The sequence below is a fragment of the Aggregatilinea sp. genome, from assembly GCF_036822615.1.
Classification (GTDB): Bacteria; Chloroflexota; Anaerolineae; order Aggregatilineales; family Aggregatilineaceae; genus Aggregatilinea.
Map to the genome: position 1 here is coordinate 18,448 of NZ_DAISHJ010000028.1, position 18,712 is coordinate 37,159.

Below are 18,712 nucleotides of genomic sequence, written 5' to 3' on the forward strand. Positions count from 1 at the left end.
CTCCCAACCGTATGATTGGGAGTTTGTCGGGGCGCCCGGATTTGAACCGGGGACCTCACCGACCCGAACGGTGCGCGCTAGCCAAGCTGCGCTACGCCCCGAATGCGACGTGTAGTGTACACCCTGGGCGATGAGTTGGCAAGGGTGAATTGAAACTTTCGCTTCCGTTTTGCATCGATCTGGATGGCTGAAAATGTCAACCGAAAAACCAGCACCGCACTTCAATACGCTTTCCGACCGCGCGCGTTACTATACGTCTGGCCTGACGTCGCGCCTGGGTCATGCGCTGTGGCAGCGGGGGATTCATCCCGACTGGCTCACCGCCGCCGGACTGGTCATCGTCGCCCTGGCCGGATTGGTCGCGTCGCAGGGACACTTTTTCTGGGCGGGGATCATCGTGATCCTCGGCTCGCCGCTGGACGCGCTGGATGGGGCGGTCGCGCGGGCGATGCAGCGCAAGGGCAAGTTCGGCGCGTTTTTCGATTCCACGCTGGATCGCTACGCGGACGGCTTCCTGTTCATGGGGTTGGCGTATTATTTCAGCGAGCGCGGCAACCAGACCGGCGTGCTGCTCAGCATCCTGGCGCTGCTGGGATCGCTGCTGGTCAGCTACACTCGCGCGCGCGCCGAGGGACTTGACCTCGACTGCAAGATCGGCCTGTTCACGCGCATGGAACGCATCGCGGTGCTGCTGATCATGCTGCTGACAGGGTGGGTGCTGCCGGGCCTGTGGATTATGGTCATCGGCACGCACGTCACCGTGATACAGCGCATAGTCTACGTGTACCAGCAACTCAAGGAAAGGGAGAACGCCTCATGAATGTCGATCAGCGAGGACTTGAGATCGGCCCGTTCGATATCTTCGGTATCACGCTGCACCCGGTTTTTCACTGGTATGGGCTGATTATCGTCCTCGGGATCGCGCTGGCCGCGCTGCTGGCAGCGTGGATGGCGAAGCGTGACGACAAAGATCCCGACGTGGTGTGGGATGCGCTGATCTGGGTCGTGATTTTGGGCGTCGTGTTCGCGCGGGCATGGCATGTGCTGTTTCCGTCGATCTCGATGATCGAGTCGGGGCGCGACACAGGCTGGTACATGAGCCACTTCTTCGATCTCAATGAAGGTCCGCTGGTGATCTGGAGCGGGGGGCTTTCGATCTTCGGCGCGGTGATCGGCGGCGCGCTGGGCGTGCTGCTCTATACGTGGCGGCACAAGCTCGATATCCTCTCGTGGCTGGATATCGCTGCGGTGGCTGTGCCGCTGGGGCAGGCCATCGGGCGTTGGGGAAACTACGTCAACCAGGAACTCTACGGCAAGCCGACCGATCTGCCGTGGGGCATCAAGATCGATAATCCTCCGCTGGAATATTCCGAAGCCACGCGCTTTCACCCGCTGTTCCTGTACGAATCGCTGTGGAACCTGTTCACGGTAGGCATCCTGCTGGTGGTGTGGCTGAAGTTCCGCGACCGCCTGAAAAAAGGCGACATCCTGCTGATGTACCTTGTGATGTATCCCACGGCGCGCGCGCTGCTTGAATTCCTGCGCATCGAAGTGGCGATGTCGGGCGGGCTCAACGTGTCGCAGGTGTTCAGCGCGCTGGTTGCTGTGGCCGCGACGCTGGCGCTGATCGTGCGCCACCGGCATGACATCGCGCGGCGGCTGCGCGGTGAGGGGGCAGAAACGCACGCCCCTATGCCGAAAAATTCATGAATTTTGCCGGAGCACGCGTTCAAGGCTGCGAGTTGGGCGCTACAATCACAGTTGATGCCGGATAAATCGGGTGGGCCGCACCGCACATGATTGAAACGCACGAGCTTACGAAGCGTTATGGCGATTTTCTCGCCGTGGATCGCGTCACCCTCTCGGTTGAGGCGGGCGCGATTTTTGCGATTCTGGGACCGAACGGCGCGGGCAAAACCACGACCGTGCGCATGCTGACTTCGATCCTCCAGCCGACCTCCGGGTGGGCACGTGTGGCAGGGTACGACGTCGCGCAGGACCCCATCAAAGTGCGCTCCATCGTCGGCGTGCTGACCGAGCAGCACGGCCTCTATGAGCGCATGAAGGGCATCGAATACCTCGACTTTTTCGCCCAGGTATACCATCTGCCGGACGACGTGCGCCGCACGCGCCCCTACGAGCTGATGGAGTACTTCGGGCTGGGCGACGCGCTCGACCGGCGTCTGGGTGCGTATTCCAAGGGCATGAAACAGAAGCTGGCGCTGGTGCGTGCCATGCTGCACGACCCGACCGTGCTGCTGCTGGACGAACCGACCTCCGCGATGGACCCGCAGAGCGCCAAGCTGGTGCGCGACGCGATCCGCGAGCTGCGGCGCGAGGAACGCACGGTTGCCATCACCACGCACAATCTGGCCGAAGCGCAGACTCTGGCCGATCGTATTGCGGTGATGCGTCGCGGGCGGATCATCGCCAACGGCACCTTCCGCGAACTGTCGCAGCGCTTCGCTGGTTTGCCGCTGATGGAAGTGCGCCTCGACCAGGCATTGAACGGCGCACTAGGCGAGCTGCGCGGCATGGTCGAGGTGTCCGATCAGGGTGACACATGGCTGCGTTACCGCACGCCGCAGCCTGACACGGATAATCCGGACGTGGTGCGCCGCCTGACCGGGTTGGGGTTTGGCATCGTGACGCTCAGCGAAGTTAGCCGCACGCTCGAAGATGTCTACTTGCAGATCGTCCACGAAGACGAAGGGCACGAACACGATGCTCAAAGCGACTGATCCGGCGAAGTTCGACGCCGTAGGCGGGCTGGCCGTGCCGTCTACCATTCCGCAGGACGAGCGTACGCCGGTTACCCGTACGCTTTCCAACGCGCTGATTGTGACGCGGCGCGAGGTGCGCGACAGCTTCCGCGATTGGCGCATCGTCACGCCGATTTTTCTGCTGACGCTGGTCTTCCCGCTGCTGGCGAACGTGATGACCAACGCCTTCGTCGGCTTTTTCGTCGAACACGGCGCGGATCCGCTGCTGCCGTCGCTGCTGCCACTTATGCCGATGATCGTCGGTTTCTTTCCCGTGTCGATCTCGCTAGTGATCGCGCTGGAAACGTTTGTGGGCGAAAAAGAACGCCTCAGCCTGGAGCCGCTGCTCTCCACGCCGCTGACCAACACCGAGCTGTACCTGGGCAAAGCCTTTGCTGCCATGCTGCCGCCGCTGCTGGCGAGTTACACCGGGGTGATTGTGTACATCAGCGGGCTGATGTTGGGATCGCAGCAATGGCGCCCCCCGGCGATCCTGATCGTGCAGATTTTGGTGCTGACCACCGTGCAGGCGCTGGTGATGGTCACCGGGGCGGTGGTCGTCTCCAGCCAGACCACGTCCACCCGTGCCGCGAACCTGCTGGCGAGCTTCATCGTGATTCCCGTCTCGCTGCTGGTGATGGGCGAAAGCGTGATCATGGTCCAGCCCTACCGCCGCTTCCTGCTGTGGTACGTGTCGTTGGGTTTGCTGGTCGTGGTCGTGCTGCTGGTGCGTATGGGGGCGCGCATCTTCAACCGCGAGGAGCTGTTAGGGCGCTCGCTGGACCAGATCAACATCCGCCACGGGTTCCAGGTGCTGTGGAGCCAGATTAAGGGCGTCGAGGGCCGGTTTTCGCTGCCGAAGTGGTATCGCCAGAGCATCTTTCCCGCGATCGGCAGTTTGAAGGACAGCGCTGCCGTCGTGGCGGTATGCATCGTCGCGGCGCTGGTGCTGGGCGCGATCATGGGCGCACACTGGCGTCTGCCGCTGGATCAGGCCCAGACCGACGAACAGTCGATGGCGGAAAACATGCAGCGGTTCTTCGATCTGGGGCAGGGCAGCCCACACCTGATCCTGGCCGTCGTGATGCAGAACGTGCGCGTGCTTGCGCTAGGAACGCTCCTGGCGATGATTAGCTTCGGCGTCGCGCCGCTGGTGCTGGTCATGCTGCCGTTTGGCATCATCGGCTATCTGGCGGTGCAAATTGCCGGATCGGGCATCGATCCGATCATCGTGCTGGCGGGTGTCGCGCCGCACGGCCTGTTCGAGATCCCTGCGATTTTGCTGTCGGGGGCGGCGGCGCTGCGCCTGGGCAGCATCCTCACCAAACCGCCGCGCGGCATGGTCGCCAGCGAAGTGTGGCTGCGCGCGCTAGGCGACGCGCTGAAACTGGGCGTGGGCGTGGTGCTGCCACTGCTGATCGTGGCCGGTGTGATGGAGGTGCTGGTGACGCCCCACGTGATCGAACTTGTGTTGAAATAGCGGTTGTGGTGTATCCTCTTTGCGAGGAGTGCATCGTACTTCAGAGTGGGGTTAGCGGGGGATCGCTATGGCGCGTCTCATCGTCCTGGGTTCGGCAGCGGCTGTATCTGACGCGGCACACGATAATACGCATTTTGTGCTGCAAGGGGATCACGGAAGCGTGGTGCTGGTGGACTGCGGCTCGAACCCGCTGATCCGGCTCAAGCACTGCGGCGTGCCCCTGGACGATATGAGCGATGTCATCCTCGCGCACTTCCACCCCGACCACGTCGGCAGTCTGCCTCTGATGCTCATGCAGTTGTGGCTGATGGGTCGTAAAAGCTCCCTCCATATCTACGGCCTGCCTCACTGTATTCGCGGCGTTGAAAATATGATGGCCGGTTTTGAATGGGAAAGCTGGCCGGAGTTCTTTCTGGTCGCGTTCCATCGCGTGCCGGAACGCGACGGCGTGCTGCTGCTCGACAACGACGATTTCCGCATCATCTCGTGGCCGACGCGCCACTTCCTGCCGACCATCGGATTTCGCGTCGAGGTCAAGACGTCGGGTAAAGTGATCGGCTATTCGTGCGATACCGAACCCGTGCCCGCGATCACCGCGCTGGCGCAGAACGTCGATCTGCTGCTGCACGAAGCATCGGGCGAAGGAGCGGGGCATTCCAGCGCAGCCCAGGCAGGGCAGGTTGCCTCGAAGGCGAATGCTAAACGTCTTGAGCTGATTCACTACTCGGTCAGCGATACGTTTGATCCGGCGGCGTTGGCTGCGGAGGCGCGAACCACATACAGCGGGCCGATCGGTGTGGCGCAAGATTTCACCGTTTATGAAATCTGAAGCGGCCTGCCATCGCTGCGACTGGAATCATGCGTCTGGATGCCGGACCTAACTGTCTGTTTCCTCGTATTTCGCTGCGCAATATTCTATCGTGACTCTTATTGAGGCTCATGCAGCGCCATGCTATGATCGGGGCATAGGCTGGCATTGTAGCTTATGTGTCGGCGCGCTGCCGAATGTGAGCGCGCTAAAAATACGCATCCGGCGAGATCGCCGGAGAGTTGAAACGGGATCTGAGGAATGGTACAGCGTTGGGTGATTGTGCGCCACGCATCAAGCTGGTATCCACCAACAGATGTCTATGAGCAGGGCGATCACCTGGTCGTGGTGGTCGAGGTGGCGGGCATGCGCGACAGTGATTTCAGTGTCGTGCTGCATGGTGATCAGCTCGTGATCAGCGGCGCGCGCCAGCGGACCAATACGGGCGACTGCGCTTTCCACCAGCTTGAGATCCCATTTGGCGAATTTCGAACCGAAGTTACGCTGCCGTGGACCGTCGAACGCAACGAGGTGACGGCAACGTATCGTGATGGCTTCCTGCGCATCGAAATGCCGCGCATCCGCGCGCAGCATATCCAGATCGTGAATACCGAGCTGGAAGAAGTTGAAAGCGCGGGCAGCAGCCCTACGGACCCTGAACAGCCGCTCGAACAGTAGAAGAAGCTGACCTATGGCCAACAAAAAGAAGACCGTGGACGAGCAGCAGCAGCTTGCACTGCCCGAAGACGAAGAACAGACCATCGATACGACGACTCAGGATGATGCCCCGCGCGACGTCGATGTCGCCGGAGCCGAGTTGCCTGCCGAAGCGCAAGAATCTGCCGGGAGCGGAAGTAACCCCGCGCAGGAGATCGAGGTGCATCTGCCGGACGAGCTTCCCATCTTGCCGCTGCGCGGGCTGGTAGTCTATCCGCAGACAACGATCCCACTCAACGTGGGCCAGCCGCGTTCGATCCGGCTGGTGGATGAGACCGTCGCGGGGGATCGTCTGGTGGGGTTGATCGCGTCGAAAGATCCCGATCTCGAGACGCCCAGCCCGGATGATATTTATGAATATGGCACGCTGGCGCAGATTCACCGCCTGTTCCGCGCGCCCGATGGCACGATCCGGTTGCTGGTGCAGGGCGTCGCACGTATCCGCGTGACCGGCTACACCTCGACCGAGCCGTACCTGCGTGCGCATGTGGAGATGGTCCCCGAAGAGGTCGAGGAGTCGCTCGAAGTGCAGGCGCTGATGCGCAGTGTGGTCGAGATGTTCGGGCGCATGGCGGATCTCGCGCCGAGCATCCCCAGCGAACTGCTGAACGCCGCGCTGAGCGTGGAGGACCCGCTTCAGCTCGTTTACGCGCTGGCGACGTATACGCGCCTGGACCTGGACGCCCAGCAGAACCTGCTGCGGCTGGATTCGACGCTGGAAAAGCTGCGTACGCTGATGTCGGTGCTTACCAAGGAGCTTGAAGTCCTTGAGCTGGGGCACAAGATCCAGACCGAAGCACAGTCCGAAATGGAGAAAATGCAGCGCGAATACTTCCTGCGCGAGCAGCTCAAGGCCATCCAGCGCGAACTGGGCGAGGGCGACGAGCAGCTGGTCGAGGTGGAAGAGTTCCGGCGCAAGATCGAAGAAGCGCACATGCCCGAAGAGGCCGAGCGCGAAGCACGCCGCGAGCTGGACCGGCTCCAGCGGCTGCCCACCGCCGCCGCCGAATACGGCGTGATCCGCACCTACCTGGACTGGCTGGTCAACCTGCCGTGGGACGTGCGCACCGATGATAATCTCGACATTGCCCATGCCCGCGAAGTGCTCGAAGAAGATCACTACGGGCTGAAGGACGTCAAGGCGCGCATTCTCGAGTATCTGGCGGTGCGCAAGCTGCGCCAGGAGCGCGTGGGCGAGCGTGAGGAGCGCCCACAGAGCGACCTCGTGCGGCGCGAGCGCGAAGGCGCGATCCTGTGCTTCGTGGGACCGCCCGGCGTGGGTAAAACGTCGCTGGGTATTTCTATCGCGCGGGCGATGGGCCGCAAGTTCACGCGGCTGAGCCTGGGCGGCGTGCGCGACGAGGCCGAGATTCGCGGCTTCCGCCGGACGTACATCGGCGCGATGCCGGGCCGCATGATCCAGACCCTGCGCCGCGTGGAGAGCCGCAACCCGGTCATCATGCTGGACGAGGTGGACAAGCTGGGGCGCGACTTCCGGGGCGATCCGGCGTCGGCGCTGCTGGAAGTGCTCGACCCGGAGCAGAATCACGAGTTCCGCGATCATTACCTGGACGTACCATTCGATCTGTCCGAGGTGATGTTCATCACCACGGCGAACACGCTGGAGACGATCCCCGAGCCGCTGCTCGACCGCATGGAGATCATCATGCTCAGCGGTTACACCGAGCGCGAAAAGGTGCAGATCGCTAAGCAGTACCTTGTGCCGCGCCAGATCCGCGAGAACGGCCTGCGTCCCGACGAGCTAACGCTGACCGACGAAGCGCTGGCGCAGATCATCCGCGACTACACGCGCGAAGCGGGTGTGCGCGGTCTGGAACGTGAAATCGGGCGAGTGGCGCGCAAGGTCGTGACGCGCATCGCGGAAGGTCGCGACGGCCATGCCGAAATCGAGGCGAAGGAAATTCCCGACCTGCTCGATCACCCGCGCTTCCGGTATCAGAACGAAATCGCGGAGCGCACCAGCGATACGCCGGGCGTGGCCGTGGGTCTGTCGGTGACGGCGGCGGGTGGTGATATCCTGTTCATTGAAGCCGCGCAAATGCCCGGCAGCAAGGGGTTCCAGTACACCGGCCAGTTGGGGCAGGTGATGCAGGAAAGTGCGCGCGCGGCCTTCAGCTACGTGCGCAGCAAGGCAAAGGATCTCGGCTTGCCCGAAGATTACTTCGAGCACCGCGACGTGCATCTGCACGTTCCGGCGGGCGCGATTCCCAAAGACGGCCCTTCGGCGGGCGTGACGATGGCAACGGCGCTGGCGTCGCTGTTCACGGGGCGGCCCGTGCGCGGCAACGTGGCGATGACGGGCGAGATCACGCTGCGCGGTCAAGTGATGCCGGTGGGCGGGATCAAGGACAAGGTGCTGGCGGCGCATCGTGCCGGACTTGACACAGTTATACTCCCAAGGCACAATGAAGTGGATCTTGATGACGTTCCCGACGATGTGCGCCAATCCATGACGTTCATTCCGGTGGACAGCGTCGACAAGGCGCTTGACGCGGCACTGGTTCCCGCTGATCGGGCTGTGCCGGATGCGCAACCCAATGCGGAAGATAAGGTACCAATGGGCGAGGTCTAACAAGACCTCTGCCCAGCATTATTGTGGGGGATGTTCTCATTCTATCACCTGAGGAAGTCTGCCTTGCCCAAAATTCTGATCGTCGATGATGACCGTAACACAGCCAAGCTATTGCAGACATTGCTCGAATTAGATGGCTTCGAAGTGTCGACGGCGTCACGCGGCGAAACGGCGCTCGAGATGGCTCAGGAGATTAAGCCTGACGTGTTCCTGGTGGATTATCACCTCACCGACATGGAAGGTATTGACCTGGTGGTAGCGCTTCGCGACAGCCCATTATTTGCGACGACGCCAATTGTGATGGCTTCGGGGTTGAACGTTGAAGACAGTGCCCTGGGAGCAGGCGCGAACAAGTTTTTGTTCAAACCATTTGAGCCAGGTAAGCTTGCCGACCTATTCTATGAGCTGATTGGGTAACGCAGTCTTCTCCTCAAAGTCACCATTATATAGGCCACCTCTGTGGCCCTGACGGAGAGAGAGACTACGTGGCAGGGAAATCACGCCGATCTTCCAGTTCGAAGATGCAGTGGTTCCGAATGGACCTGCATGTTCACACACCGGGGTCAATTGACTACCAGGAACCTGGTGTGACGTATCTTGATATTCTGCGACAGGCGGAGCTGCGCGGCCTGGATATCGTCGCGTTTACCGACCACAACACGATGGCCGGGTACCGGACGATGCGCGACGAAGTGAACAAGCTGGAATATCTCGAACAGCTTGGGCGCATGCAGGCCGAGGAAAAGCGCAATCTGGCCGAATACCGGCGGCTGCTGGATAAAATCCTGGTGCTGCCGGGGTTCGAATTTACGGCGACTTTTGGCTTTCACATCCTCGGCATTTTCTCGCCCGATGTGCCGGTGCGCCAGCTTGAGCACATTTTGCTGAGCCTGAATATCCCCGCGTCTGCTCTGGACGAAGGATCTTCGATCGTTGGCGCGTCGGCGGACGTGCTCACCGCCTACCGCATGATCAACGAGGCGGGAGGCATCGTCATCGCAGCGCACGCCAATTCCAGCCACGGCGTCGCTATGCGCGGCTTCGACTTCGGCGGGCAGACGAAAATCGCTTACACGCAGGACGGCAATCTGCACGCCCTCGAAGTGACCGATCTCGACCGCCCCGGACGCAAGAGCACGGCGCGGTTTTTTGATGGGACCAAGCCCGAATATCCGCGCCGGATGCGCATCGTGCAGGGATCGGATGCGCACCGGCTGGTGATGGACCCGCGTAATCAGAAAAATCTGGGCATCGGTGAGCGCGTGACCGAAGTGCAGCTTCCCGAACGGAGCTTCGAGGCGCTGCGCGAGGTGTTCCTGAGCAACGATTTCGCGCGCACGCGCCCGTACCGCAGCACGCCCGAACAGTACGATCACGTGCAGAACGCCCGCGAAGAGGGCGCGAACATCGTGCAGACGTTCCACGAGAGCATGACGCACCGGGGCGGGCGGCTGTATGCCGTGATCGCGGACGTGTGTGCGATGGCGAATACCAACGGCGGTACGATTTATGTGGGCGTGACGAACAAGCCTAAAGAGCCGCCAATCGGGATCCGCAGCGCGACCGAATCGATCGAGACGCTGCGTACGGAAATCGAGCGCAAGCTGACGCCGCCGCTGGACATCGAGATCGACGTGCTTGAAACCGTGGGCAAGCAGGTGATCCGGCTGCAGGTGCCGCGTGGCGGCGATCCGCCCTATGCCATTGACGACAATAAGATCTACGTGCGGGATGAAGCGGACACGAGTCTGGCCGTGCGCGACGAGATCGTGCAGTTGGTGATGCAAGGGCTGAAGCTCAGCCCGTCTGCAGCGACACCCGCAGCTTCGCCGGAATCGCCCGCGCAGGCTGCTGAGATCGAAACACCGTCGAGCAACGAACAGCTTTCGAGCCCGAAGGCCGAGGCGCCGCGTACCGGTGTGGAGATTATCGCCACCGAGCAGCGTAAGGGCGTGCGTTATCACGTCATGCGCGACCTGCGCAACGGCAGCGTGGTCAAAAATGTGACGCGCTCCTCGGCGCGCCGCCTGTGGCACTACGCGATCAGCCAGAAGGAATCGAACGCGGTCAAGCCCGATCAAGTCGAATGGCAGGGCGAGATCGGCCTGTGGAAGCGCTACAAGCGCGGCGGCACGATCCGGTACGATCTGATCCAGCGTGACGAGGACAGCCTGCACGTCTACTATGGCGTGACCGAAGACGGGATGCACGGCCCGTGGCAGGCCTTTGTCGTGGAGGACGACGCGCTCGAAGAAGCGCAGTCGCAGCCGACGGCAGAATGAACTACAATGGCCAGGGTGACACGCCCTGGCCGTTTTTTATGTCTTAACTTCGATCAGCAGGTGCCCCAGGTTAGCCCACTCGCGCCGGAATTGATCCTGCCCCCGCGCCGCCAGCGGATCGGTGCGCGCCGAATCGACAAACCAGTAAGCGCGTGCGCTGGGGTCCCATCCGGCCAGGACGGCCACATGGGACCAGCCGGTCCATCGCAGCCCTCGCCGCCGGAACGGCTCCCCGAAAATCGGCAGCGGGATGCGATCCGCTGCCAGGGCGTGCTGTAAGTCGGCTTCGCTGGCGCGGAACCGCCACGACGCGCGCAGTCCATGGGCGCGCAAGACGTCCGCGATGCCCCACGGTAGGGTCGCCCAGTTTGGAATGCGCCGGATCATGATTGGCGGGAAGTACAGCCCGATCCGGGGTTGGTTCAGCTCGCGGATTATATCCTTCACCGCGGCAGGGATGCCCGTGCTGAAGCCCAGCGTGACCGCCGTTGCGTGGGGGCCGCAGTCGTTGGTGCTCCCCTGGGCCAGATGGTAGTCTTCGATTGGGTGACCGTGACGCTGGTCGAGCCATAAACTGCCGTCGTCCCGCTGCATGGCCCTTCCTTTCGCCTATCGTACCGTCCACGTGCCGGGTGCACCCGTGACGAATACAAACGTCTGTCCGAGCTGGGTGAGAGCGAGCATTTCCCCGCGCTCAAAAAGCTGCACCTGCGCGGCGCTGGCGATTTCGCCAGAGGATGCCCAGCCGATGCCCTCGCGCACGCCCGGCGTATCGCGCCAGACCTTGCCGAAGCCGCGCACCGGCTCGCTGAAGCCTTCGGGCGGCGTCTGGCCCGTGCTGCTGGGATCGACGCCATCCACGAACGTGTCGGACAGGCGCTGGTACGTGCCGTTGTTGAACAAGACGTAGATGACGGGCTGCGGCGGGCTGCCCAACGACTGCACCCAGATCATCAGCCCATTCTGGTAGGTCTGGTAGGCGCTGCTGACGGGCGATGACGCGCTGAGCGGGCAGCCGACAGCCGTCTGGATCTGTGGATCGTTTGAGTATACTGTGGCGAATGATCCATCCGGCGGTGTGGCGCACGTTCCCGTGCTTTCGCCGGGAGCCGCGCCTACGGGTGCATACAGAATCGCGTTGGGCGTGACAGGCGTATCGGTCGGGCTGGGTGTGAAGCTCGGCGTCATCGTGATCGGCGGTGGCGGCGTGCTGGTCTGCGTACGCTCGGCGGCGGTGGGGAGGATGCTAACCGCGTCCGTGGGTTGAATCACGGATGTTGCTGCCGGGGTTTCGGTGGCAACGATGGGCACCACGGGCAGCGCGCCGGTGGGGGAGGCCGGGATCGGGGTGACGGTCGCCGGCGCGGGATTTAGCGCGCCGCAGCCGGACACGATCAAGGCCAGCACTACCATACTCGCCGTTCGCCATGATGCCCGTTTGATCATCGGAAGTCCCCGCCTACTCTTTGATCCGCGCCCGGATCGTGCCGTCCGCCTCAACCCAGGCTGCCGCCATGTGAGGCGTATTGTACGCGAAGGCGACCTGCCCGCGAAAGTCCACCAGGATGATGCCGCCATAGCCGCCAACGCGCTCGTGCATCGTGCGGACGGCAAAGTCCGCGGCGTCCTGCGCGCTCATGCCGCGCTCGATGGCATCGGTGGCCGTTTTGGACAGCAGCACGCGCATGATGCTCTCGCCGTGTCCCGTGGCTGACGCCGCCCCTGTGCGGTTGTCGGCATAGGCACCTGCGCCAACCAGTGGCGAATCGCCGACGCGGCCCGGCATCTTGAAGTGCACGCCGCCGGTCGAGGTCGAGGCGGCGACATTGCCGTTGACGTCGATGGCGACCGCGCCCACGGTGTCCATTGGATCGGGCGTGAACCCGTCGGAGAGGTGGTAATCCGGCGTTTGCTGGAGCACACGGAAACGATCGACCTCGCGTGGGACGGTCAGCTCGGCCTGCGCGCACAGGCGCATCCCCTTCATTTCCGCGAAGCGCCGCGCGCCGTCACCGACGAGCAGGCTGTGATCGGTGTCTTCCATGATCAGGCGGGCCAAGCGTACGGGGTTGGTGATGCCACGCACAGCGGCTACCGCGCCCAACGCCAGCGTCCGCCCGTCCATGATCATCGCGTCTAGCTCGATTTCACCCACGCGGTTGAGCACGCTGCCAATGCCTGCGTCGAAGGTCGGATCGTCCTCCATCAGTGCGACCGCCGCTTCGACGGCATCCAGCGCCGATCCGCCGCGTGTCAGGATATCCCAGCCCGCCTGCGCGGCGGCGCGCGTCCCTTCGATATGCGCGGCGTGGGTATCTTCCGCGATCTTCCACGCCCCGCCATGAACCATAATCGTTGGCTTCAATGCAAAAGCTCCTTTGTGCCGCACGCCGACTGCTGTGGCGCGCGGTGATCTGTCGTCTGGCGGCAGCCGGGCAGGGCGCGCATTGAGCCGCTGTGAGCGCGCGCTGGGTCCGGTTTGCTGTTCACGCCAGGACGGTGCAATAGAGAGGAAAGAGAGGTGCACATGAGAGGGCAGCGAAAAAAGAGGGCGTGCACCTCAGGGGACACACGCCCTCGGTTCGATCAGTCCTCTTTCCGCCCGAACTTCGACTTGAGGATTTCGGCGACTGTGGGCTGGCCGATTTCCTGAAGCTCGTAGCGCACGCGTTGGTGCGGCTTGTCGATGCGGATCACGCGCGTGAGGTCGATCGGCGTGGCGATCAGCACAATGTCGGCGGGCGTGTTGCGGATGGTTTCTTCGAGATCATCCTGCTGGCTCTCGCCGTAGCCCATCGCGGGCAGCAGGGTGCCGGTGGTCGGGTATTTCTCGTAGGTCTCGGTGATGCTCTTGACCGCGTAGGGGCGCGGATCGACGAGGCTGGCTGCGCCAAACCGCCGCGCCGCAACGACACCCGCGCCGTACGACATTTCGCCGTGGGTGAGGGTGGGGCCATCTTCTACCACCAGCACCTTCTTGCCGCGAATCGCCGCCGGGTCATCCACGAAGATCGGGGACGCGGCTTCGATCACGGTCGCGGTCGGGTTATAACGGCGGATGCTTTCGCGCACTTCGATCAGACCTTCCGGCGTCGCGCTGTCAACTTTGTTGATCACGATGACGTCGGCCATGCGCAGGTTCGTCTCGCCGGGGTGGTAGCGGTATTCGTGACCGGGACGCAGCGGATCGACCACGACGATCGCCAGATCGGGGCGGTAGAACGGGAAGTCGTTGTTGCCGCCGTCCCACAAGACGATGTCGGCTTCCTGTTCGGCGGCGCGCAGAATTTTCTCGTAGTCAACGCCCGCGTAAACCACAGTGCCACGGTCGAGATGCGGCTCGTATTCCTCGCGCTCCTCGATGGTGACCTTGTGCTTGTCCAGGTCTTCGTAGCTGCCAAAGCGCTGGACGGCCTGTTCGGCCAGATTGCCGTAAGGCATGGGGTGGCGGATGACGACGATCTTGTAGCCCAGGCTGCGCAGGGCATCGCTGACGGCGCGGGTGGTCTGGCTCTTGCCTGACCCGGTGCGCACCGCGCAGACCGATACCACCGGCTTGGTGCTTTTCAGCATACTGTGGTTGGGACCAAGCAGCTTGAAGTCCGCGCCCGCGGCCAGGGCCTGGCTCGCCTTGTGCATGACCGTTTCGTGCGAGACGTCCGAATAGGAGAACACCACTTCATCCACGTTGTGCTTGCGGATCAGGCGGTCCAGTTCCGTCTCGGCGTAGATGGGAATGCCTTCGGGGTAGAGCGATCCGGCCAGCTCGGCAGGATAGGTGCGCCCCTCGATATCGGGAATTTGCGTTGCCGTGAATGCCACAACGTCATAAGCATCGTTGTCACGATAAAAGACGTTGAAATTATGGAAGTCGCGCCCGGCGGCTCCCATAATCAAGACACGTGTTTTCGGCATACAGAAATGCTCCTCAGGTCGTCTAAAAGAAATTAGGTTGGTTTGCTCCTGAGCCGGTCAGTTCCGCAGGGAACGCGGATAGGCCAGCGCCGCCAGCCCGATGCTCACGATGTACAGCCCGAGCAAGGGGGCGATCACCAGCAGCATGTTGAATGGATCGACGGTCGGTGTGATGAGCGCAGCGGCGATGGTGATCAGCACCACGGCAAAACGCCAGTTGTGCAGCAAGGGACGCGGCCCCAGGATGCCCAGGCGTGCCAGGACGAACACCACGACCGGCATTTCAAACGCGACGCCGATCCAGAACAGCAGAGATGTAATAAAAGCAATATATCGCTCGGCGGTCCAGTCGGCTTCGAAGATGCCGCTTTCAAAGTCGCGCAGAAAGCCGAGTGCGGACGGGACCATGATGAACCATGCGAACGCCACACCGACCAGGAACAGGCCGGTGGTGGCGGGCAGGGCCATATATATCCAGCGCTTTTCCTTGCGATTCAGCCCTGGCGCGATGAACATGAAAAGCTGAAGCGTGATGTACGGGATCGCCAGAATCGCACCGGCCAGCAGGGCGACGCGAAAATACATCACCACGCTTTCGGTGGGGCCCAGGACTTTGAGTTCCGAGCCGTAAGGCTTAATCAGATACTTGAGGATCGAGCTGGTAAAGACGGCGGACGCCAGCACGCCGATGACCAGCGCGAGAATGGCGCGAAACAGGCGCGAACGCAGCTCGTTGAGATGCTCGAAGAGCGTCTGCGGTGTATCGTCCGCTTCGCCACTGATCGCGGTCCAGGTTTTATAGCGCTGGGGCTTGAGTTCGGGCGGCTGGGTGACAGGGTGTTGTGACATTGAGTACCGGCTTTATATAAATATTCTATTCCGGCTGTTCCTGGTTGCCGGAAGAAACCCGTTCTTCGTCGTTGAGGGTCGAGCTTGCCGTCCGCGCCGCCAGCGATCCCAACACGCCGTTGATGAAGCGCGGGGTGCTTTCGGTGCCGAACGTTTTTGCCAGCTCGACCGCTTCATTGATGGCAACCTTGAGCGGCGTGGAGCGGTCGATAGTCATTTCAAAAACGGCCATGCGCAGGATGTTGCGGTCAATGAGCGCAATTTGCTCCAGCGGCCATTCCGGTGCGTAACGGTGGATAACGGCGTCCAGTTCTTTCTTGTTGCCCAGCACGCCTTCAACCAGCCGGTTCGTGGACAGACGCAGCTCCGGCTGTTCGCGGTAGGGAGCGAGGTGCTCGGACAGCACATCCTCTACAGCGTGACGCGTCGAATCCAGCTCATACAGGATTTGCAGCGCGACACTGCGCGCGATGTGTCGGTAGTCTTGGTTTAGCACAGTTTCCGCACCCTATCCGCCGCTGCTGTCTTCCACGTGGCTGAAGTGGACATCCTCAACGTGCACGTTCACAGATTCAACTTTCATGCCGAGGATCTCTCGGATCGAGCGCGCGACGGACTTCTGAACGCTCATGCACATATCGCGCAGGTTCACCGTGGCGTCGGCGACCACATACAGGTGGGCGGTAACTGTGCCGTCGTTGATGGCAAGCTGTACGCCGTTGGCGGCGGGCACGCGGCGGAACAGACGATCGACGCCGCCGGGCGTGTTTCCCATCCGCACTACACCGGGAACTTCAAGGGATGCCAGGCGAGCAATCGTGAGCAGCACGCCTGGCGCAATGGTAACCGTGTCATTCGGATGTCGAGGGCTGACCATAGTATGTGCTGAGCCGCCTTCCAGATGAGGTCAGGATCGCCTCTACTTTACCCCATCACCAGGCCCCCGTCTACTGACAGGGTGTGTCCGGTGATATAACTCGATTCCTCGGCGGCCAGGAAAGCGACTGCGTTGGAGACATCTTCGACAGTTCCCCAGCGCCCCATCGGGATGCTGTTCACGAGGGTATCCAGAATGTCCTGGGGCAGATTTTCGGTGAGCTTGGTTTGGATGAAACCCGGCGCGACGGCGTTGACTGTAATTCCACGTGAAGCGACTTCGCGCGCGAGGGCTTTTGTCATACCGATGATGCCCGCTTTGCTGGCGCTGTAATTGGTCTGCCCGGCCTGCCCGGCGATCCCGCTGACGCTTGCCATGTTGATGATACGGCCATAGCGGGCGCGCATCATGGGGCGCAGCGCCGCCTTCGAGCACAGCCATGCGCTTTTCAGGTTCACGCGCAGGATGAGGTCCCAGTCTTCTTCGGGCATGCGCATCATCAGGTTGTCGCGCGTGGTTCCGGCGTTGTTGACCAGGATGTCGATCTTGCCGTAAGCGTCCAGGATCGATTTGATCATGGCTTCAACCTGCGCGGCATCGCTGACGTCGGCGGTAATAGCAAGCCCATCGCTGCCCAGCGCGCGGACTTCTTCGAGCGTATCGTCAGCGCAGCACCCGGAAATGTCGTTCGTGATCACCGTCGCGCCACGCTTCGCCAGATCCAACGCGACTTCGTGACCGATACCCTGGCCACTGCCGGTGACTAACGCGATGCGACCGCTGAGATTCGACATGAGCCTGTCTCCTTTATCCATCGGGCGGCATCGCCTGAGATGCCGCTGGCAAGCAGTAATATGATAGCCCTGCGATCGGGCGTGTCAAGAAACGGACTCGCCGCCTGGCTGCGCATTCGGGGGCAGCATCACGACTGCTTCGCCCTCCAACACGACCTCGCCATCCTGGTTGGTGCAGGTGGTGTCCAGTGTGATGATGCCGCGATCGGCGCGAATTTTGACGACTTCGACTGTGGCCGTCACGATATCCCCGAGGAACACGGGGGCCTTGAACTTGAGCGTCTGGCCCATGTAGAGCGTGCCGCGCCCCGGCAGCTCGTTGCCGAGCAGTTGGGAGATCAGCCCTGCCGTGAGGATGCCGTGCACGATGCGCCGCCCGAACCGCGAGCTGGCCGCGTATGATTCATCCAGGTGGATCGGGTTCTCATCCCCTGTGATCTGCGCGAACTGGCGTACGTCCTCATCGGTGAACGTTTTCGTGCAGCTCGCCCGCGCACCCATTTCAACGCCCATCTGGCCATCCTTTCGCCGTGGTGAACTTTACAGGTCGCGTGCCGATTTTACCATGCCCCTCATCCAGATGGATATACCCGCTGGTCCCGGGTGGACACTGCTTTGCGGGAGGGTTCGGGGAAGTTGGAAGGATGGGCCTAAAAGCGAGTATACTGAAGGGCATAGTTCTTTGAGAGTGTCAATAAAAGTGACTCATCCCCGGTCGCTGCTTCCGCGATGCGCCCCTGTTGGCGCGCGCAGATGCACCCGGCGAGGGGCAAGTTCTCCAATGCACTCTTATTAGTCGTTAGGATGGGGATGATATGGCGACCTTCTTTCAACGACTCCGTTCTGCGCAGCAGAAGCATGATTCATGGTTGTGCATAGGTCTCGATCCGACGGCCAATCGCATACCCGTGGGTATCGACGTTGAGACGTTTGGAAAAAAGATTGTAGATGCAACGGCTCCCTATGCCTGTGCTTATAAGATGAATCTGGCGTTTTATCTCGCATATGGGCCGGAAGGTATGCAGGCGCTGCAGTCGATTACTGCGCACGTTCCAGACGAGATTCCCGTCATTCTGGACGCGAAATTTGGGGACATCGACTATACGGCGATGCATTATGCGCGCGCTGCTTTCGAGGTGTTTGGAGCAGACGCGGTGACGGTCAGCCCATATGTGGGCATGGACGCGGTGAAGCCGCTCATCGACTATAAGGATAAAGGGGTGTTCGTTCTGGTGCGCTCGGCGAACACGACCAGTAATGACTTCCAGTTGTGGCCGAGTGAACAGTCGCCCCTGTTCCGCTACGTCACGGCACAACTGAATACGCTGGCGGATACGCACCCGGAGCAGATCGGCATCACGGTCGGCGCAACCCAGCCGCGTGACCTGACGCGCCTCCGCTGCTGGGCCCCTACGCTGCCATTCCTGATCCCCGGATTGGGCGAGCAGGAGGGGGATATCGCGCTGGCGGTGGAACACGGCATTACGGTCACCGGGATTGGCCCCACGATCAATGTGGGGCGCACGATTATTTATGCCAGTGACGACCCGGGCGATTTTGACCGTGCGGCGGCAGCGACCGCGCATAAGTGGGTTGACGATATTCGGGCTGAGCGAGAAAAACAACTGGCCTGAG

The 18,712-nt window shown here is 61.8% G+C and carries 19 protein-coding genes and 1 tRNA gene; 10 read left to right on the forward strand and 10 right to left on the reverse strand.

Annotated elements, in window-relative coordinates; genetic code table 11:
• Positions 1-26: 26 nt before the first annotated feature.
• Positions 27-101 (reverse strand) — tRNA-Pro (locus V7116_RS10915).
• A gap of 92 nt (positions 102-193) precedes the next feature.
• Here V7116_RS10915 and V7116_RS10920 point away from each other — a divergent pair.
• The 9 genes from V7116_RS10920 (at position 194) to V7116_RS10960 (ending at position 10,642) form a co-directional block, all read left to right on the forward strand.
• The gene (locus tag V7116_RS10920) at positions 194-820 is read left to right on the forward strand and encodes a CDP-alcohol phosphatidyltransferase family protein (RefSeq protein WP_324391953.1); all 627 of its coding nucleotides are present in this window, start codon (positions 194-196) and stop codon (positions 818-820) included.
• Positions 817-1,710 carry a prolipoprotein diacylglyceryl transferase gene (lgt, locus tag V7116_RS10925; RefSeq protein ID WP_324391954.1) on the forward strand — a complete coding sequence of 298 codons (894 nt, stop codon included), beginning with the start codon at positions 817-819 and terminating at the stop codon, positions 1,708-1,710. The genes V7116_RS10920 and lgt overlap by 4 nt, the downstream gene beginning before the upstream one ends.
• A gap of 86 nt (positions 1,711-1,796) precedes the next feature.
• The gene (locus V7116_RS10930) at positions 1,797-2,741 is read left to right on the forward strand and encodes an ABC transporter ATP-binding protein (RefSeq protein WP_324391955.1); all 945 of its coding nucleotides are present in this window, start codon (positions 1,797-1,799) and stop codon (positions 2,739-2,741) included.
• Positions 2,725-4,242 (forward strand): stage II sporulation protein M, encoded by a 1,518-nt coding sequence (locus tag V7116_RS10935; protein ID WP_324391956.1) that lies wholly within the window; start codon positions 2,725-2,727, stop codon positions 4,240-4,242. Before V7116_RS10930 ends, V7116_RS10935 begins: the two co-directional genes overlap by 17 nt.
• 67 nt (positions 4,243-4,309) lie before the next feature.
• Positions 4,310-5,071, forward strand: a complete 762-nt coding sequence (locus V7116_RS10940; RefSeq protein WP_324391957.1) for an MBL fold metallo-hydrolase — start codon at positions 4,310-4,312, stop codon at positions 5,069-5,071.
• A gap of 240 nt (positions 5,072-5,311) precedes the next feature.
• Positions 5,312-5,728, forward strand: coding sequence for an Hsp20/alpha crystallin family protein (locus tag V7116_RS10945; RefSeq protein ID WP_324391958.1), 417 nt, complete (start codon positions 5,312-5,314; stop codon positions 5,726-5,728).
• 13 nt (positions 5,729-5,741) lie between these two features.
• Positions 5,742-8,360, forward strand: a complete 2,619-nt coding sequence (gene lon, locus V7116_RS10950) for an endopeptidase La (RefSeq protein ID WP_324391959.1) — start codon at positions 5,742-5,744, stop codon at positions 8,358-8,360.
• Positions 8,361-8,423: 63 nt separating this feature from the next.
• Complete coding sequence (locus V7116_RS10955) at positions 8,424-8,777, forward strand: response regulator (RefSeq protein WP_324391960.1); 354 nt, start codon at positions 8,424-8,426, stop codon at positions 8,775-8,777.
• Positions 8,778-8,947: 170 nt separating this feature from the next.
• Positions 8,948-10,642, forward strand: a complete 1,695-nt coding sequence (locus V7116_RS10960; RefSeq protein WP_324391961.1) for an RNA-binding domain-containing protein — start codon at positions 8,948-8,950, stop codon at positions 10,640-10,642.
• 36 nt (positions 10,643-10,678) lie between these two features.
• On the opposite strand, the gene V7116_RS10965 is transcribed toward V7116_RS10960, so the two are convergent.
• The 9 genes from V7116_RS10965 to V7116_RS11005 form a co-directional block, all read right to left on the reverse strand.
• A complete protein-coding gene (locus V7116_RS10965; RefSeq protein ID WP_324391962.1) occupies positions 10,679-11,236 on the reverse strand; it encodes a hypothetical protein in 558 nt (185 codons plus the stop codon).
• A 15-nt stretch (positions 11,237-11,251) separates the two neighbouring features.
• Complete coding sequence (locus tag V7116_RS10970) at positions 11,252-12,088, reverse strand: hypothetical protein (RefSeq protein ID WP_324391963.1); 837 nt, start codon at positions 12,086-12,088, stop codon at positions 11,252-11,254.
• A gap of 13 nt (positions 12,089-12,101) precedes the next feature.
• Positions 12,102-13,007, reverse strand: a complete 906-nt coding sequence (locus tag V7116_RS10975) for an isoaspartyl peptidase/L-asparaginase (protein ID WP_324391964.1) — start codon at positions 13,005-13,007, stop codon at positions 12,102-12,104.
• A 221-nt stretch (positions 13,008-13,228) separates the two neighbouring features.
• Positions 13,229-14,557, reverse strand: coding sequence for a cyclic 2,3-diphosphoglycerate synthase (locus V7116_RS10980; RefSeq protein WP_324391965.1), 1,329 nt, complete (start codon positions 14,555-14,557; stop codon positions 13,229-13,231).
• A 57-nt stretch (positions 14,558-14,614) separates the two neighbouring features.
• Positions 14,615-15,406, reverse strand: coding sequence for a twin-arginine translocase subunit TatC (tatC, locus tag V7116_RS10985; RefSeq protein WP_324391966.1), 792 nt, complete (start codon positions 15,404-15,406; stop codon positions 14,615-14,617).
• A 25-nt stretch (positions 15,407-15,431) separates the two neighbouring features.
• The gene (gene nusB, locus V7116_RS10990) at positions 15,432-15,902 is read right to left on the reverse strand and encodes a transcription antitermination factor NusB (RefSeq protein WP_324391967.1); all 471 of its coding nucleotides are present in this window, start codon (positions 15,900-15,902) and stop codon (positions 15,432-15,434) included.
• A 12-nt stretch (positions 15,903-15,914) separates the two neighbouring features.
• Positions 15,915-16,283 (reverse strand): Asp23/Gls24 family envelope stress response protein, encoded by a 369-nt coding sequence (locus V7116_RS10995; protein ID WP_324391968.1) that lies wholly within the window; start codon positions 16,281-16,283, stop codon positions 15,915-15,917.
• A 47-nt stretch (positions 16,284-16,330) separates the two neighbouring features.
• Complete coding sequence (gene fabG / locus V7116_RS11000) at positions 16,331-17,077, reverse strand: 3-oxoacyl-[acyl-carrier-protein] reductase (RefSeq protein WP_324391969.1); 747 nt, start codon at positions 17,075-17,077, stop codon at positions 16,331-16,333.
• Between the two features lie 84 nt (positions 17,078-17,161).
• A complete protein-coding gene (locus tag V7116_RS11005) occupies positions 17,162-17,590 on the reverse strand; it encodes a MaoC family dehydratase (RefSeq protein WP_324391970.1) in 429 nt (142 codons plus the stop codon).
• Between the two features lie 302 nt (positions 17,591-17,892).
• Between V7116_RS11005 and pyrF the strand changes: the two genes are divergently transcribed.
• On the forward strand, positions 17,893-18,711 hold the full coding sequence (gene pyrF, locus V7116_RS11010) for an orotidine-5'-phosphate decarboxylase (protein WP_324391971.1): 819 nt from the start codon (positions 17,893-17,895) through the stop codon (positions 18,709-18,711).
• Position 18,712: the final 1 nt, after the last annotated feature.

Bases quoted from the DNA above. Each gene is read 5' to 3' on its own strand.
- lon (WP_324391959.1), top strand. From the start codon at position 5,742: ATGGCCAACAAAAAGAAGACCGTGGACGAGCAGCAGCAGCTTGCACTG.
- V7116_RS10940 (WP_324391957.1), top strand. From the start codon at position 4,310: ATGGCGCGTCTCATCGTCCTGGGTTCGGCAGCGGCTGTATCTGACGCG.
- V7116_RS11005 (WP_324391970.1), bottom strand. From the start codon at position 17,590: ATGGGCGTTGAAATGGGTGCGCGGGCGAGCTGCACGAAAACGTTCACC.
- V7116_RS10980 (WP_324391965.1), bottom strand. From the start codon at position 14,557: ATGCCGAAAACACGTGTCTTGATTATGGGAGCCGCCGGGCGCGACTTC.
- V7116_RS10935 (WP_324391956.1), top strand. From the start codon at position 2,725: ATGCTCAAAGCGACTGATCCGGCGAAGTTCGACGCCGTAGGCGGGCTG.
- V7116_RS10930 (WP_324391955.1), top strand. From the start codon at position 1,797: ATGATTGAAACGCACGAGCTTACGAAGCGTTATGGCGATTTTCTCGCC.
- pyrF (WP_324391971.1), top strand. From the start codon at position 17,893: ATGGCGACCTTCTTTCAACGACTCCGTTCTGCGCAGCAGAAGCATGAT.
- tatC (WP_324391966.1), bottom strand. From the start codon at position 15,406: ATGTCACAACACCCTGTCACCCAGCCGCCCGAACTCAAGCCCCAGCGC.
- V7116_RS10945 (WP_324391958.1), top strand. From the start codon at position 5,312: ATGGTACAGCGTTGGGTGATTGTGCGCCACGCATCAAGCTGGTATCCA.
- V7116_RS10995 (WP_324391968.1), bottom strand. From the start codon at position 16,283: ATGGTCAGCCCTCGACATCCGAATGACACGGTTACCATTGCGCCAGGC.
- V7116_RS10920 (WP_324391953.1), top strand. From the start codon at position 194: ATGTCAACCGAAAAACCAGCACCGCACTTCAATACGCTTTCCGACCGC.
- lgt (WP_324391954.1), top strand. From the start codon at position 817: ATGAATGTCGATCAGCGAGGACTTGAGATCGGCCCGTTCGATATCTTC.
- fabG (WP_324391969.1), bottom strand. From the start codon at position 17,077: ATGTCGAATCTCAGCGGTCGCATCGCGTTAGTCACCGGCAGTGGCCAG.
- V7116_RS10970 (WP_324391963.1), bottom strand. From the start codon at position 12,088: ATGATCAAACGGGCATCATGGCGAACGGCGAGTATGGTAGTGCTGGCC.
- V7116_RS10965 (WP_324391962.1), bottom strand. From the start codon at position 11,236: ATGCAGCGGGACGACGGCAGTTTATGGCTCGACCAGCGTCACGGTCAC.